The organism is Rossellomorea sp. DA94 (assembly GCF_029834455.1).
Classification (GTDB): domain Bacteria; phylum Bacillota; class Bacilli; order Bacillales; family Bacillaceae_B; genus Rossellomorea; species Rossellomorea vietnamensis.
Genome location: NZ_CP122397.1, coordinates 1964315 through 1979986, shown reverse-complemented (window position 1 = coordinate 1979986; position 15672 = coordinate 1964315). Strand labels below are relative to the sequence as shown.

Sequence of the window (15672 nt, the reverse complement as noted above, 5' to 3'; positions counted from 1 at the left end):
CGAAGTTACTGCTTCTTCTTACTATCTCCTTGTTGTGGCGAATTATCTGCCTTTTCTACGATTCTCTCTTCTTTCACTAAGCTTGAAATCGTACCAAGCCTTAGGTTTTTTTCTTTTATTTGAAGGATCAGCGTGTTCAATGAATTGGCTGTTGAAGCAGTTGGATGCATGAGCACAATCGCTCCTTTGTGCATCTTACCCATTACACGATCAATCAGCACATTGGGTTGTGGTTTTTGCCAATCAATCGTGTCCACACTCCACATGATCGTCCTCATATTCATTTCATCTGCAATATGAACGACTTCATCCCTGTAGCTGCCGCTTGGGGGAGCAAACCATTTTACTTTTTCGCCCGTGGTCACTTCAATCATTTCATTTGTTTTTTTCAATTCTTCTCTTACCTTGGTGGCTTCAAGCACTTTCATATCAGGATGGGAATACGAGTGATTCCCCACCTCATGCCCTGCATCCACAATCATCTTCGCCAAGTCAGGGTTATTCTTCACCCATCTCCCCTCTAGAAAGAACGTAGCATATACCTGATGCTTTTTCAAAGTTGCAAGCATATCAGGGATGTATTCATTCCCCCACGCTACATTGATAATAAAGGACACCATGGGCTTATCAGGATTCCCCCGATAGACGGGAGAGGCAGGTAAATCAGGCAAATGCTTTTCAGGAGGGATTTGTTTGTAGATCAGCTTGTCTTCATCAAACGATTTCCCTTTCTTCATGTTTTGTAAAGACGCCTCTACATCTACTTTCAATCCATTATATCCAGGTGTTGCTTTCCATACGGTATCTATCACAGCATCCTGAGCCGGTATCTCTCTTGATTTGGCTTCCTCTTTTATCATACGGGTGAGGTCGTTTGTGCTGTTTACACCATTCACTACTACCGCCTCTTGTTTTAACCCGTTTACATACTGATCTGAGAGAGGATTCTCCACAACTACTAAAGTCAGAATAGCAATTAGACTAATTCCAATCAAGTATTTTTTTTCCATCCCTGTCCACCTTCCTTCTCCTACAAACATATGTAAGAAAAGAACACGGTAGAACATGGGGCATTATAGCTCATCGAACAGATAAAAAAAGCTGTCCCGGAGGAGAGTTTGCTCCCTACAGGACAGCCTGCCAATCTTAAAGATTAACCCTGGTTTTGTTCTTCCTTTTCGCGCTGTTCCTTAAGAACTGCTTTTCGTGATAAATTGACTCTTCCTTGATTATCGATATCCAGAACCTTTACAAGGATCTCGTCACCGATCGCCACTACATCTTCCACCTTGCGGATGCGTTCTTCTGCAAGTTCAGAGATATGGACAAGTCCATCTTTACCACTGAAGATTTCTACAAATGCACCGAATTTCTCAATTCGTTTCACTTTCCCAAGATACATTTGTCCAGCTTCCACTTCTCTTACGATATCTTCAATCGTTTTCTTAGCCACTTTATTCATCTCTTCATCAGTAGATGAGATGAAGATCGTTCCGTCCTGCTCAATATCAATCTTAACGCCTGTTTCGTCGATGATCTTATTGATCTGCTTACCACTTGGTCCGATGACGTCGCGGATTTTATCAGGATTAATATGCATGGTCAGGATTTTCGGAGCGTATTGGGACAGGCTCGTTCTTGCTTCACCGATTGTCGCTAACATGCTATCAAGAATCTGCATTCTTCCCTTTTTCGCTTGTTGAAGTGCTTCTTCCAGAATTTCACGGGATAACCCATCAATTTTGATATCCATTTGAAGAGCGGTTACACCTTTGGAAGTACCGGCTACTTTAAAGTCCATGTCCCCAAGGTGGTCTTCCATTCCTTGAATATCTGTCAGGATGGAATAGTTTTCACCTGACTTGATCAGACCCATTGCGATCCCTGCTACTGGTGCTTTAATAGGAACACCGGCGTCCATCATCGCGAGGGTACTTGCACAAATGCTTGCCTGAGAAGTTGAACCATTTGATTCGAGTACTTCTGATACAAGTCGGATTGTATAAGGGAAGTCTTTTTCGTTTGGAATAATTGGATCCAGAGCCTTTTCTCCCAGAGCTCCATGTCCGATTTCACGACGGCCCGGTCCTCTGATCGGTCCTGTTTCCCCTACACTGAATTGAGGGAAATTGTAATGATGCATGAATCGTTTAGATTCTTCGATCCCTAAACCATCAAGGACCTGTACATCTCCAAGAGCACCCAATGTACAAATGCTTAATGCCTGGGTTTGTCCGCGTGTGAACAATCCTGAACCATGCGTTCTAGGAAGTAATCCAACCTCTGAAGAAAGTGGACGGATTTCATCGACTTTACGGCCATCCGGACGCACTTTGTCTTCTGTTATGAGACGACGAACTTCATTCTTCACAAGTTTGTCCATTACTTTCTTCACTTGCTTCAGGGTAGCTTCATCCGCTTCCTTCTCTTCTTCATATACAGCCATCACTTTATTCTTTACTGCTTTGATTGCTTCTTCACGGGCATGCTTTTCTTGAACCTGAATGGCAGGAATCAATTCACTTTCACATAAGGAACGAACTTCTGCTTCAACGTCTTGATCTAATTCAACAAGTTGAATTTCAGATTTTTCTTTCCCGACTTTAGCGACGATTTCCTCCTGGAAAGCAACCAGACGCTTAATTTCTTCATGACCGAACATGATCGCTTCAAGCATCGTCTCTTCCGGAACCTCATCCGCTCCTGCTTCTACCATATTAATGGCATCTTTCGTACCGGCAACGGATAAATGAATCTCACTCTTCTCCAATTGCTCGACAGAAGGGTTAATGATGAATTCTCCATCAACAAGACCAACGATGACTCCTGCAATAGGACCTTCGAACGGAATATCTGAAACCGACAGCGCTAATGAAGAACCAAACATAGCTGCCATTTCGGATGAACAATTCTGGTCTACACTCATCACAATGCTGATTACTTGAACTTCATTACGGAAACCATCTGCGAACAATGGTCGGATGGGACGATCTATTAAACGGCTCGCAAGGATGGCTTTCTCACTCGGGCGGCCTTCGCGTTTAATGAATCCTCCAGGGATTTTACCCACTGCATATAATCTCTCTTCATAGTTCACGGTTAATGGGAAGAAATCCAAAGGCTTTGGCTCTTTAGATGCTGTAGCACTGCTAAGTACCGCAGTATCTCCATAACGTACCATTACCGCTCCATTCGCTTGTTTGGCAAATTGGCCAACTTCGACCGTCAATTCTCTTCCGGCCCAATCGATGGAAAAGGTTTGTTTAGTTTGTTCCATAAAGTGTACCCCTCTCTTTATATATCACTAAAAGGTTCGGCCTGTACCTAACCCGGATAAACATAAAAAATTAATCTATATCATGCACAAATGCGCTGTTATATTCGTTTGATTTGAATCCCTGCTGACTATGTAAATACAGGATGTTGTATCAAGGGGGATGCCTGACCCGTTGTACGGTGGGTCTCCTTCCACATTGTATACATATTATGTATTTTAGACAAAAACGAGAAAAATGAATACTTTAAATGATGAAAATGTATAAAAAGAAGTGGAGGATCATACAAAGATTTCCACTTATGAAAGCTAAAGAAAAAGCGGGACATAATCCCGCTTCCTTTGTCTGTTTATCGACGTAAACCTAATTTGTTAATTAACTCACGGTAGCGTTGTACATCTTTCTTACGTAAGTAAGATAATAGATTACGACGGTGACCTACCATTTTAAGAAGACCGCGACGAGAGTGGTGATCTTTCTTGTGAACGCGTAAGTGATCGTTCAAGTTGTTAATTTCTTCAGTTAGGACAGCAATTTGAACTTCTGGAGATCCAGTATCGTTCTCATGTACTTTGTATTCACTGATAAGTTCGTTTTTACGCTCTTTAGTGATAGCCATCCTTTTCACCTCCTAGTAATTTCTTTCAAATCCCCTGTTACCGAGCAACCGTTGGTGAATCGTGATGCCAAGCAAAGGTTCATTTCATACGATATTTAGAATACTACTCTTTTAAATAAAAATCAAGTGTAATCCTCAATTTTTCGCAAAGTAGTCTATCGCCTGGTCCTTATCTTTCTGGATTTGGGAGATTAACTCCTCTATTCCTGAGAATTTTTGTTCGTCCCTTATTCTATCATACCATTCAATGAACACTTCTTCTCCGTAAATGGAAGTGTGGAAATCGAAAAGATGGACTTCGATTGTCAAAGAATAGTCGTCGGGATTTTTAAAGGTTGGCTTGTACCCGATGTTGCACACACCATCGAACCATTTATCATGAATTTTCATCCTGACCGCATAAACCCCCACCTTAGGGGTCAGATAGTCATCGGAGAGTTCGATATTAGCTGTAGGGAATCCGATTTTCCTCCCTCTTTTATCTCCGTGAATGACCGTTCCCTTCATTTTGAACGGTCTTCCAAGGAGATTTTTCACCCTGGATACGTCGCCTTCTTTAAGGTTCTCCCTTATCAAGGAAGAACTCACTTTCAAATCGAGATCAGCATCTGTCAACTTTGTAACGGTCGTGGAGGCGAACATATCGCGGGAATGGAAGGGCAGGGTCTCCATCGTCCCCTTCCCCATCCTGCCATATGAATAATCATATCCTGCTACGACATGCCTTACGTTAAGGCCGATAATATATTGATCGACGAAGTCCTGCGGAGTCAGATTTGCAAATTCTGACGTAAACCGGACAATGAATAAATAATCCACACCAAGTTCCTTTATGATTTCTTTCTTATCTTCCAAGGGTGTTATGTAGTGGATATGCTTGTGTTTATGACCCAGTACAACGGAAGGATGGGGATCAAATGTCATGACCGCGCTCGAAACGTCCTGTTCCTTCGCTTCTTCCACTGCTGACCTGATTACCCTTTGATGTCCTTTATGAACGCCATCGAAGTATCCCAGAGCGAGTACCAGGGGTGGAAATTCATTCTTACTAATTGAATGGGGATGATGTACAGTTATTACTTTCACAGTATTTCACCTTTTTCACTAGTCGTTGAAAAGCACTTTGACAGGCTTGATGATCCCAGGCTTGTCAGGATGCCTCTGATAAATGGCGATGGCCTTGCCTTTATGCTCCATCACTACGGAACCGTCCTGCCAGTCCTCAGGCTCTTCAAGGCGTGCTCCGTTCTTCACTTTCTCTGCTAATGTATCACTAATCAGCATTTTCGGCAAATGAGAAAGCCCCATCTCCAGAGGAAGAAGAAGGTTTTGTGGATCTTCATTCTGAACAAACTCTTGTATCTGTTCAAACGTGAAACAATCTTCTTTTCTAAAACTGGCTGATTGCGTACGCGTAAGGGCGGACATATGAGCCGGATACCCCAGTCCATTCCCGATTTCAACGGCAAGCGTCCTCACATAAGTCCCTTTCCCACACACCACTTCAAAGGTGAATGAGGGATGATCAAGGTCTAACTCATTCCACTCCTCCAGTAATTGCAGCTTGTGGATATGTACAGTCCTTGAAGGTCTTTCGACTTCTATGCCCTGTCTCGCATATTCATATAACCGCTTTCCATTCACTTTGACTGCCGAAAACATAGGAGGGGTCTGGAAGATGTCCCCAGTCAGACTTTGCAGGATTTCTTCGACCTCCTTCCTCCTGATGATCCGGTCCACCTTCTTTTCTTCAACCTTCTCTCCCCAAGCGTCTTCAGTTGTGGTGGAATACCCGATCGTGACTTCTCCTTCATAGGTCTTTCCGGATGCTGTTATATACTCCGCTATCTTGGTTGCGCGCCCGATGCAAATGGGCAGGACACCGGAGACTTCAGGGTCCAGGGTACCGGTATGGCCGACTTTTTTTGTTTTGAGGAGTTTCCTTAACTTAAAGACACAATCATGGGACGTCATTCCCCTGGGCTTCCATAAGGGCAGGATACCATTCATCTGTATTTCCTCCAGTATGTATTGTATTTGGTCCATATCTATAAAACATAAAGGGCTGATCCTCTGGAATTGTACTTCCGTCCGGATCAGCCCTTTCTTATTACTCTTCTGTATCTTTAGACTCTTCTGGTTCATCTTGAACTTTTCTTAATAAAGATTCAATATGGTTACCATAATCAATCGATTCATCAAACTCAAAAATAATTTCAGGTGTTTTACGCAGGCGAATTCTCTGTCCCACTTCAGAACGGATGAAACCTTTTGCCTTTGCAAGACCTTTAAGAGTATTCTCTCTTTGGTCTTCCCCACCCAGAACGGTAATATACACTTTTGCCTGTTGTAAGTCCCCGGATACTTGTACATCTGTAACCGTTACAAAGCCAATACGTGGATCCTTTATTTTTCGTCCGATAATATCGCTGAGCTCTTTCTTCATTTGCTCGCTAACACGATTCGCACGATGGCTCATCAATATCACCTCTTATATGTCGTTAATGGTTATACGTTGATATAAGGCGTTCCTTATAGTGACTCGATTTGGGTTTCCAGTCGTTCCCACTCAGGAAAAGAATCAATGAATTTCAATGCATGTTCAATCTCTCTTTCACTCGCTCCTTTGGAAGAAGCCACAGTGACGATGGCAATCCTTGTACGTTGCCATACATCCTGATGTCCGATTTCAGAAACCGATACATTGAATTTTTGTTTAAGACGTGACATGACCCTTTGAAGGACGGCCCGCTTATCTTTTAATGAGTGGGAGTCATAAATCATGCACTCACATTCAACATATGTGATCATTTACGTGTAATTTCCTCCATGATGAAGGCTTCGATGACGTCGCCTTCCTTCACATCATTGAAGTTCTTGATTGTAATTCCACATTCGTAACCTCTGGCTACGTCTTTTGCATCATCCTTAAAGCGCTTAAGGGCATCGAGTTCCCCTTCAAAGATAACGATTCCGTCACGAATCAGACGAACTCCACTATCGCGTGAAATCTTACCTTCTGTTACATAGCTTCCCGCAATCGTACCGACTTTAGACACTTTAAATGTTTGACGCACTTCCGCCTGACCGATGATCTTCTCTTCAAACTCAGGGTCAAGCATCCCTTGCATGGCTGCTTCGATCTCTTCCATTACCTTATAGATAATGCGGTGCAATCGAATTTCTACACCCTCTGCTTCGGCAGTACGCTTGGCATTGACGTCAGGTCGCACATTAAATCCTATTACGATAGCATTTGAAGCGGACGCCAGTGTAATATCTGATTCATTAATCGCCCCTACGCCTGTATGGATGATCCGGATATTAACACCTTCCACTTCAATCTTCATTAATGAAGCGGCCAGTGCCTCAACCGATCCTTGAACATCCGCTTTAAGCACAAGGTTAAGATCCTTCATTTCTCCCTGTTTCATTTGTTCGAACAGGTTCTCAAGACTGACCTTAGATTTCTCTCCACGCTGGGCTTGAAGCGCCTGGGATGCACGGGCTTCCCCAACGGAACGAGCTGTTTTCTCATCCTCGAATACGACGAAGCGATCCCCTGCTTGAGGAACATCATTCAATCCCGTGATTTCTACAGGAGCAGAAGGGCCAGCTTCTTTCACACGGCGACCAAGGTCATTGACCATAGCACGGACACGCCCGAATGTATTACCTACTACAATTGGATCTCCTACTTTTAACGTTCCGTTTTGAACGAGTAAAGTCGCAACCGATCCACGGCCTTTATCCAATTGAGCTTCAATGACTGTTCCTTGTGCAAGACGATCCGGATTTGCTTTAAGCTCTTCCACTTCACTTACAAGAACGATCATTTCAAGTAGATTGTCGATTCCTTCTCCAGATAATGCGGATAATGGAACGAAGATTGTATCTCCACCCCATGCTTCAGGAACCAATTCATATTCTGTAAGCTCCTGCATGACACGATCCGGGTTGGCAGCTTCTTTATCCATTTTATTGACAGCAATGATGATCGGAACTTCAGCCGCTTTCGCATGGTTGATTGCTTCAACCGTTTGAGGCATGACACCGTCATCGGCAGCTACTACAATGATAGCAATATCCGTCACTTTGGCACCGCGTGCACGCATAGTCGTGAAGGCAGCATGCCCAGGAGTATCAAGGAATGTGATTTTCTTTCCGTCCACTTCTACTTGATAAGCCCCGATATGCTGGGTGATTCCGCCAGCTTCCCCAGCTGTCACTTTCGTGTTTCGGATTGAGTCAAGAAGCGTTGTTTTACCATGATCGACGTGACCCATGATGGTTACGACAGATGGACGTTCCACTGTTTGCTCTTCTGTATCTTCAGTGAAATACACTTCAAGATCCGTAGCGTCTACCTTGATTTCTTCTTCCACTTCGACTCCGTATTCACCTGCGATCAATTCAATCGAATCTTTATCCAGTTCCTGATTGATGGTTGCCATGACACCAAGCATGAACAGTTTTTTGATGATTTCAGATGGTTCTTTGTGAAGCTTTTTGGCAAGTTCTGAAACCGTCAATGATTCTGAGAAAGTGATCTTTGATGGAAGTTCTTTTTTCTTCGCAGGCGTTTGCTGTTGAGGAGCCTGTTTGAAGTTTTTGTTCTGCTTATTATTTTGTTTGTTGTTTCTGTTTTTGTTGTTGTTGTTATTATTATTGAAGACCTTCTTCTCCTTTGATTGGTTCTGTTGATCGTGTTTTTTTCCTTCACGACTTTTCGGTGCTGTCTTTACTTTTTCCTTGTTTGGAGCTTCGTCTGACTTGGATGCACTTGATTTAGATTCTTTCGCGGCTTTATTTCCCTGCCCTTTTGAATCACCTTTATACATTGCATCTAATTTTGTTACTGCGTCATCTTCTATAGTTGCCATATGGTTTGATACCTCAATATTCAGTTGCTTTAATTTTTCGATCACATCTTTACTTGAAACGTTGTATTTCTTTGCATATTCATATACACGCATCTTGCTCATATGTTCACCCCCACTGAGATTCAATCGAGCAGTTCGGATAATTTTTTAGCAAAGCCGGCATCCATTACGGCGACGACCACCCTGGCTTCTTTTCCAATGGCTTGACCTAAGTCATGCCTGTTTTCCACTAAGCATACCGGGACATGATACGATTTACATTTGTCCGTGATCTTCTTGTTTGTATTAGCAGAAGCATCTTTGGAAAGAATGACAAGTTTCGCTCGTCCACTACGAACTTCTTTAATAACAAGCTCTTCACCTGAAATAATCTTACGTGCCCGATTCGCCAATCCTAAAAGTGACATCCAACGATTCTGATTCATACGCTAAACGTTACTCCTTCTCTACAAGGCTAATCAATTCATCGTAAAGAGATTCATCTATTTTCGCTTGTAATTGATTGGCTAAAGTATTTTTCTTTTTAGCTAATAAAATGACGTCTTTATCCTTCGAGAGATAGGCTCCACGTCCTGATTTCTTACCGGTAGGATCGATGGAAACCTCCCCTTCTTTAGATCTGACAATACGTATCATTTCTTTTTTCGGCTTCATTTCACCCGTTGCCACACATTTGCGCAAGGGGATCTTCTTATTTACACCCATCATGCCCACCTCTTAATCTTGATTTTCGAAATCAATATTTAAAGGCTCGTTGTCATACTCTTCCTCTTCATCCTGAGGCAAAAAGGCCTCTTCACGAGGATATAATCCTAATTCGCGTGCATCTGTTTCACTCTTGATATCAATCTTCCAGTTTGTCAATTTAGCTGCAAGACGAGCGTTTTGACCACGTTTACCGATTGCAAGGGAAAGTTGATAGTCAGGAACCACGACTCTGGTTGCCTTATCTTCTTCATTCACCTGTACATCCAGTACTTTAGATGGACTTAGAGCATTGGCTACGAATGTCACGGGATCTTCCGACCACTGGACGATATCGATCTTTTCACCTTTTAATTCGTTCACGATCGCCTGTACACGGGCACCTTTGGTTCCCACACATGCACCTACAGGATCCACTTCAGGATTTTCAGCGTGAACCGAAATCTTAGATCGGTCCCCGGCTTCGCGTGCAACCGATTTGATTTCTACCGTTCCGTCAAAGATTTCAGGAACCTCGATTTCAAATAGTCGCTTCAATAAGCCCGGGTGTGTTCGTGAAACAAAGATTTGAGGGCCTTTGGTCGTCTTTTCCACCTTTGTGATGAATACCTTGATCCGGTCATGAGGTTTGTATGTTTCGTTAGGCATTTGCTCACTGACCGGCAGGAGGGCTTCAATCTTCCCTAATGCCACATAGATGAATCGGTTATCCTGACGTTGAACGATACCTGTCATGATGTCTTCTTCACGGTCCACAAATTCAGAATAGATAATTCCTCTCTCTGCTTCCCTCACTCGCTGAGTCACAACCTGCTTTGCCGTCTGAGCAGCAATGCGCCCGAAATCCTTAGGAGTCACTTCAAGTTCAACAACGTCTCCCACTTCGTAGCTTGGGTTGATTTCCCCGGCGTCTTCGACCGAGATCTCAAGACGGGAATCGAACACTTCATCCACGACTTCCTTACGGGCGAATACTCTCATCGTCCCCGTATCGAGGTTAAGGTCTACACGGACATTTTGTGCCTGGTTGAAATTTCGTTTGTAAGCTGACACAAGTGCCGCTTCAATGGCTTCAATGATGACATCTCTTGCAATGCCTTTTTCTTTCTCTAAAACAGTTAGAGCATCTAATAACTGAGTGCTCATGGTGGTTTCATCCCCCTTTATAGTGCGGTTAGTTCCTATGAAAATGTAACAGCCAATCGTGCGATGGCTATCTTATCTGTTGGAATTTCAACCTTCTTTTTTCGAGTCTTAATGGTTACTTCTAATGATAATTGGTCTGAAGTATAGGAAAGAAGTGTTCCCTCGAATGCCTTTTCGCCGTTCAATGGCTCATATGTCTTCACATAAACATTTTTGCCGATGGCTTTCTCGAAGTCCTTGTCTTTCTTTAAAGGACGTTCAGCACCCGGTGAAGAAACTTCTAAAAAGTAATTATGAGGAATTGGGTCAATTTCATCTAACTTTTCACTAAGTCTTTCACTTACTATTCCACATTCTTCAATGTCAACACCGGAATCTTTGTCGATGAATATCCGAAGAAACCAGTTGGATCCTTCTTTAACATATTCCATATCGATGAGTTCCAAAGACATGTCATCTAAGATTGGTGTCACAATTTCTTCTACTAGTGTTGTTATTTTGCTCATACTTACCTCCTGGTCTATATGAAAATCTTGCACCAAGACTAGAAATGATAGTTCAAAAAATGTCCATGTAATAACGAAAGAGTGGGGTGCGACCCCACTCTTCTACCTTTAGAGCTATCTTTAGTATTTCCAATAAAAATATACCATAATCAACATTTTTATGCAAACAATTCCCGTCGTATCGCTCTTAAAAGAGGGATAATTGGTTCTTATCCGGCAAGGCTTCAAGGCAGCCGTGATTATCCAGATATTCAATGATCGTCTTGGATACACGTCCCCTTTGCTGCAGATCTTCTTTCGAGAGGAATTCACCGGCCTGCCTCGCATTAACAATATTGATGGCGGCATTCGTTCCAAGTCCCGGGATGGAGTTGAATGGCGGGATCAAAGTATCTCCATCAATGACAAATTCAGCAGCCTCTGAACGGTAGAGATCTACTTTCTGGAACTTATAGCCCCTTTCGCACATTTCAAGTGCCAACTCCAGAACCGTTAAAGTGTTCTTTTCTTTCGGTGATGCGTCAAGACCTTTACTATTGATTTCCTCTATCTTGGCCCTTACAGCCTGCGATCCTCTTACCATCGCTTCGATATCGAAATCTTCCGCTCGAACGGTAAAATAAGCGGCGTAATAAAGTAGTGCATGATGCACCTTAAAGTACGCAATACGAACAGCCATTAATACATAGGCGGCAGCATGAGCTTTCGGGAACATATACTTGATCTTCAGGCAGGAATCGATATACCAATCCGGTACCCCGTTCTTCTTCATTTCCTCTACCCATTCATCCTGCAAACCTTTACCTTTACGAACAAATTCCATGATCTTAAAGGCAAGTGAAGGCTCGAGTCCCTGATAGATCAGGTATACCATGATATCATCACGACACCCGATTACTTCGCTCAGATTACAGATGTTGTTATGGATGAGCTCTTGTGCATTCCCCAGCCATACGTCGGTACCGTGGGAAAGACCTGAAATCTGGACCAGCTCGGAGAACGTTGTCGGCTTTGTATCTTCAAGCATCTGTCGGACGAATCTTGTACCGAATTCAGGGATTCCGAGTGTACCGGTCTTACACATGATTTGATCTTCCGTCACACCAAGGGATTCGGTACCGCTGAAGATCTTCATCACTTCAGGGTCGTCGGTAGGGATCGTCTTGGGATCGATCCCGGATAAATCTTGAAGCATACGGATGACAGTAGGGTCATCATGTCCCAGAATATCCAGCTTCAGTAGATTGTCATGGATGGAATGGAAATCAAAATGCGTCGTTTTCCATTCGGAATTCGAATCATCCGCAGGAAATTGGATAGGTGAGAAATCAAAGATATCCATATAATCAGGTACAACGATTATTCCTCCAGGATGCTGCCCGGTTGTTCTCTTGACACCCGTGCATCCACTTACCAAACGGTCAATTTCGGCTCCACGGATCTGAAGCTGATGATCATTCGCATATCCTTTTACATACCCGTAGGCCGTCTTTTCTGCCACAGTCCCGATCGTACCTGCTCGATATACATTATCTTCCCCGAAAAGAACCTTTGTATAATTATGGGCGTTCGGCTGATATTCCCCTGAGAAGTTCAGATCGATATCCGGAACCTTGTCTCCTTTGAATCCCAGGAAGGTTTCAAAAGGTATATCATGACCGTCTTTCTTATAAGGAACCCCGCAATCCGGACAGTCCTTGTTCGGCAGATCGAAGCCCGATCCGACTGAACCATCATCGAAGAACTCAGATTTCTTACAGGACGGACAGACGTAATGAGGAGGCAGTGGATTCACTTCGGTGATCTCTGTCATCGTCGCTACGAAAGAAGATCCGACCGATCCACGTGAACCAACGAGATAACCATCGTCCAACGATTTCTTAACCAGCTTATGAGAGATCAGATAGATGACCGCGAAACCGTGTCCGATGATACTTTTTAACTCTTTTTCGATCCTGGCTTCGACGATTTCCGGAAGATCTTCTCCATAGATGCTTTTCGCCATGGCATAACTCATCCGGCGCATTTCCTCGTCGGCACCTTCGATTTTCGGTGTATAGAGATCGTCCCTGATCGGCTTAATGACATCTACCATATCGGCGATCTTATTCGAATTATCCACTACGATTTCTTTAGCCGTCTCTTTACCAAGGAAAGAGAAAGCATCGAGCATTTCATTCGTTGTCCTAAAGTGGACATCAGGAAGTTCATGACGATTCAGTGGATTGGCTCCACCTTGTGATCCCACGAGGATCTTCCGGTATATTTTATCCGTTTCATTTAAGTAATGAACGTTACCAGTCGCCACAACAGGCTTATCCAGTTTCCTTCCCAGCTCAACGATGTTTTGGATGATATCTTCCAGGTTCTTCTGACTTTGCACGAGATCTAATTCAATCAAATGCTGGTACACTTCTTTAGGATGAACTTCCAGGTAATCGTAGAAATGGGCCTTTTCCTCTACCTCTTCTTTCCCTTTCTGCATCATCCCTTCGAATACTTCTCCCTTGTCACAACCTGAACCTACGAGGATTCCCGTACGGTACTTTTGCAGTTGGGAACGCGGAATGCGTGGTACCCGGAAGAAATAATTCATGTGAGAAATGGAAACAAGTTTATAAAGATTTTTCAACCCTTCTTCCGTCTGGGCAATCAATGTACAGTGATATGGCCTTGAGCGTTTGTACGCATCACCCTTCCCCATATAATCATTGAATTGATTATGGTTCGTGATCCCTTTTTCGACTGCATCTTTCAACATCTTCAAAAGGAGATACCCAGTTGTTTCTGCATCATAGATGGCCCGGTGATGCTGGGTCAGTTCGATATCGAATTTCTTCGCCAGTGTATTCAGACGGTGATTCTTAAATTGCGGATAAAGCAGTCTTGCTAGCTCCAATGTATCAATGACGGGGTTGGAAGCTTTCTCGATACCGGCTTTTTGATACCCGGCATTCAAGAACCCCATATCAAAGGAAGCATTATGGGCGACCAGAATATCATCCCCTACCCATTTATGATATCTGATGAGGACATCATTGATCTCTGGAGCAGTCTGTACCATGTCGTCCGTAATACCCGTCAATTCAATCGTCGTGGCAGACAAAGGGTGGTGAGGGTTCGCAAATGACTCGAATTTATCAATGACCTCTCCATCTTTAATTTTCACCGCGGCGAGTTCAATGATGGTGTCGTATACTGCGGAAAGCCCCGTCGTTTCCACGTCAAATACAATATAGGTGCTGTCTTCGAGGGGAAGGTCGCGATCATTGTAGGCGATCGGTACCCCATCATCCACAAGATTGGCTTCCACACCATATAACAGTTTAATATCGTTTTTCTTACTTGCGTTATATGCTTCCGGGAAGGATTGCGCAACGGCATGATCTGTTATCGCAACCGCTTTATGACCCCATTTCTTCGCTTGGGATACAAGACTAGCAACAGAAGAGACGGCATCCATTTGACTCATTGGAGTATGCATGTGCAGCTCCACTCTTTTTTCATCGGCCGGGGCAGTATCAAGTCTAAGAACCGGCTTGATTTCATTCACATCATTGGCAATCATCACAAGGTCCCGAACAAATGTATCGTTTTGTATGCTTCCGCGGCAGCGGACCCACATACCTTTTTTCATGTTGTTCATGACTGCTGCGTCCTCTTTATCCCTGGAGAACATTTTGACCAGTATCGAGCTTGAGTAATCGGTCACCTTAAAAGTAAGCAGGGTGCGTCCGCTTCTGAGTTCTCTTGTTTCACAGTCGAACACATAACCCTCAATGGCGATACGGCGCTCTTCGTCATAAATTTCTTCGATTTTTCGGAAGTCAGCATCGTCCTTGATCGTAAGACCAAGCATGAATGGCCCACTCGGTGCATCACTTGGACCCTCTTTTTCTGCTTTTTCCATTTCAATAAGTGCCTGTTTTGCTCGTTCCTGATCCTCTTTTAGCTTTTCTTCCAAAAATTTCTCATATTCATTGCTTTGTTCTTCCACTTGACTTACCTCGGCATCCAGAACGAATCTGGGAAACCCGAAGTTTTCGAAAGTGGAGGTGATGATATCTCCGTATTTTCTTTTAAGCTGTGTTGCTTCTGTATCATTTGAAGCCTGAACAATGATTTTGTTTCCATTGATCTTCGGCTTTTGGGTATTTAATAATTTTAATAAGGGTGGTGAGATCCCTTGAATTTCTTTTACGCAGTCCTGCCAATAATCTAAAATATGCTGATCCGTCACATTGGGATTCAACACTTTGATCGAATAGCCTACATTGGCAATATGCTTAAAGGATGTCTGCAGTGCAATGGAAAATTTACTCCACACGTTACAAGGGATGATTTCTTCAAACGTGAAGTAAAAATGCCATTTCTTTTCCTTGCGGTACACTGCCAATTTCTCAATCTCAGCATGTCTGAAGTACTGCACAAAGGCATCCTCTGTTAAGCCTAACTGTTGCAGCAGTAATTGAAACCTTTCCCTTTTGCCCAGGGGCTTTTCTTCCATATTCCTTTCCCCCATTTCTACTCTTGGATCA

Annotated in this window: 13 protein-coding genes; all 13 read right to left on the bottom strand. The window is 43.4% G+C overall.

Translation table 11 applies throughout. From position 1 onward, the window contains the following. Window positions 1-5: 5 nt before the first annotated feature. The 13 genes from P8596_RS10290 to P8596_RS10230 all read right to left on the bottom strand — a co-directional run bounded on the left by P8596_RS10290 (window position 6) and on the right by P8596_RS10230 (window position 15641). Complete coding sequence (locus tag P8596_RS10290) at window positions 6-1010, bottom strand: polysaccharide deacetylase family protein (RefSeq protein WP_061809962.1); 1005 nt, start codon at window positions 1008-1010, stop codon at window positions 6-8. A gap of 143 nt (window positions 1011-1153) precedes the next feature. Continuing rightward, complete coding sequence (gene pnp, locus P8596_RS10285; protein WP_061809961.1) at window positions 1154-3277, bottom strand: polyribonucleotide nucleotidyltransferase; 2124 nt, start codon at window positions 3275-3277, stop codon at window positions 1154-1156. Between the two features lie 347 nt (window positions 3278-3624). After that, on the bottom strand, window positions 3625-3894 hold the full coding sequence (gene rpsO, locus P8596_RS10280; protein ID WP_034760125.1) for a 30S ribosomal protein S15: 270 nt from the start codon (window positions 3892-3894) through the stop codon (window positions 3625-3627). A gap of 135 nt (window positions 3895-4029) precedes the next feature. Then, complete coding sequence (gene ribF / locus P8596_RS10275) at window positions 4030-4980, bottom strand: bifunctional riboflavin kinase/FAD synthetase (protein WP_224520243.1); 951 nt, start codon at window positions 4978-4980, stop codon at window positions 4030-4032. Between the two features lie 18 nt (window positions 4981-4998). Continuing rightward, a complete protein-coding gene (gene truB / locus P8596_RS10270; RefSeq protein WP_224520244.1) occupies window positions 4999-5904 on the bottom strand; it encodes a tRNA pseudouridine(55) synthase TruB in 906 nt (301 codons plus the stop codon). Between the two features lie 100 nt (window positions 5905-6004). Further along, the gene (gene rbfA / locus P8596_RS10265) at window positions 6005-6373 is read right to left on the bottom strand and encodes a 30S ribosome-binding factor RbfA (RefSeq protein ID WP_060669663.1); all 369 of its coding nucleotides are present in this window, start codon (window positions 6371-6373) and stop codon (window positions 6005-6007) included. 53 nt (window positions 6374-6426) lie between these two features. Beyond that, the gene (locus P8596_RS10260; RefSeq protein WP_061809958.1) at window positions 6427-6705 is read right to left on the bottom strand and encodes a DUF503 domain-containing protein; all 279 of its coding nucleotides are present in this window, start codon (window positions 6703-6705) and stop codon (window positions 6427-6429) included. Continuing rightward, window positions 6702-8879 carry a translation initiation factor IF-2 gene (gene infB / locus P8596_RS10255; protein ID WP_224520245.1) on the bottom strand — a complete coding sequence of 726 codons (2178 nt, stop codon included), beginning with the start codon at window positions 8877-8879 and terminating at the stop codon, window positions 6702-6704. The genes P8596_RS10260 and infB overlap by 4 nt, the downstream gene beginning before the upstream one ends. 20 nt (window positions 8880-8899) lie before the next feature. Further along, entirely contained in the window at window positions 8900-9202 is a 303-nt protein-coding gene (locus tag P8596_RS10250) for a YlxQ family RNA-binding protein (protein WP_061809956.1), read from the bottom strand. A 10-nt stretch (window positions 9203-9212) separates the two neighbouring features. Then, on the bottom strand, window positions 9213-9482 hold the full coding sequence (gene rnpM / locus P8596_RS10245; RefSeq protein WP_034760146.1) for an RNase P modulator RnpM: 270 nt from the start codon (window positions 9480-9482) through the stop codon (window positions 9213-9215). Between the two features lie 12 nt (window positions 9483-9494). After that, window positions 9495-10628 (bottom strand): transcription termination factor NusA, encoded by a 1134-nt coding sequence (gene nusA, locus P8596_RS10240; protein WP_061809955.1) that lies wholly within the window; start codon window positions 10626-10628, stop codon window positions 9495-9497. Window positions 10629-10663: 35 nt separating this feature from the next. Next, window positions 10664-11134: a ribosome maturation factor RimP gene (gene rimP, locus P8596_RS10235; protein WP_034760152.1), complete on the bottom strand. Its 471-nt coding sequence runs from the start codon at window positions 11132-11134 to the stop codon at window positions 10664-10666. 187 nt (window positions 11135-11321) lie between these two features. Continuing rightward, a complete protein-coding gene (locus P8596_RS10230; RefSeq protein ID WP_159361879.1) occupies window positions 11322-15641 on the bottom strand; it encodes a PolC-type DNA polymerase III in 4320 nt (1439 codons plus the stop codon). Between the last annotated feature and the right edge of the window lie 31 nt (window positions 15642-15672).

What these genes read in the sequence shown, in the direction of transcription:
- P8596_RS10290 (WP_061809962.1), bottom strand. Translation starts at nt 1,010, where the DNA reads ATGGAAAAAAAATACTTGATTGGAATTAGTCTAATTGCTATTCTGACT.
- truB (WP_224520244.1), bottom strand. Translation starts at nt 5,904, where the DNA reads ATGAATGGTATCCTGCCCTTATGGAAGCCCAGGGGAATGACGTCCCAT.
- P8596_RS10250 (WP_061809956.1), bottom strand. Translation starts at nt 9,202, where the DNA reads ATGAATCAGAATCGTTGGATGTCACTTTTAGGATTGGCGAATCGGGCA.
- rimP (WP_034760152.1), bottom strand. Translation starts at nt 11,134, where the DNA reads ATGAGCAAAATAACAACACTAGTAGAAGAAATTGTGACACCAATCTTA.
- P8596_RS10260 (WP_061809958.1), bottom strand. Translation starts at nt 6,705, where the DNA reads ATGATCACATATGTTGAATGTGAGTGCATGATTTATGACTCCCACTCA.
- P8596_RS10230 (WP_159361879.1), bottom strand. Translation starts at nt 15,641, where the DNA reads ATGGAAGAAAAGCCCCTGGGCAAAAGGGAAAGGTTTCAATTACTGCTG.
- rpsO (WP_034760125.1), bottom strand. Translation starts at nt 3,894, where the DNA reads ATGGCTATCACTAAAGAGCGTAAAAACGAACTTATCAGTGAATACAAA.
- rbfA (WP_060669663.1), bottom strand. Translation starts at nt 6,373, where the DNA reads ATGAGCCATCGTGCGAATCGTGTTAGCGAGCAAATGAAGAAAGAGCTC.
- nusA (WP_061809955.1), bottom strand. Translation starts at nt 10,628, where the DNA reads ATGAGCACTCAGTTATTAGATGCTCTAACTGTTTTAGAGAAAGAAAAA.
- pnp (WP_061809961.1), bottom strand. Translation starts at nt 3,277, where the DNA reads ATGGAACAAACTAAACAAACCTTTTCCATCGATTGGGCCGGAAGAGAA.
- rnpM (WP_034760146.1), bottom strand. Translation starts at nt 9,482, where the DNA reads ATGGGTGTAAATAAGAAGATCCCCTTGCGCAAATGTGTGGCAACGGGT.
- infB (WP_224520245.1), bottom strand. Translation starts at nt 8,879, where the DNA reads ATGAGCAAGATGCGTGTATATGAATATGCAAAGAAATACAACGTTTCA.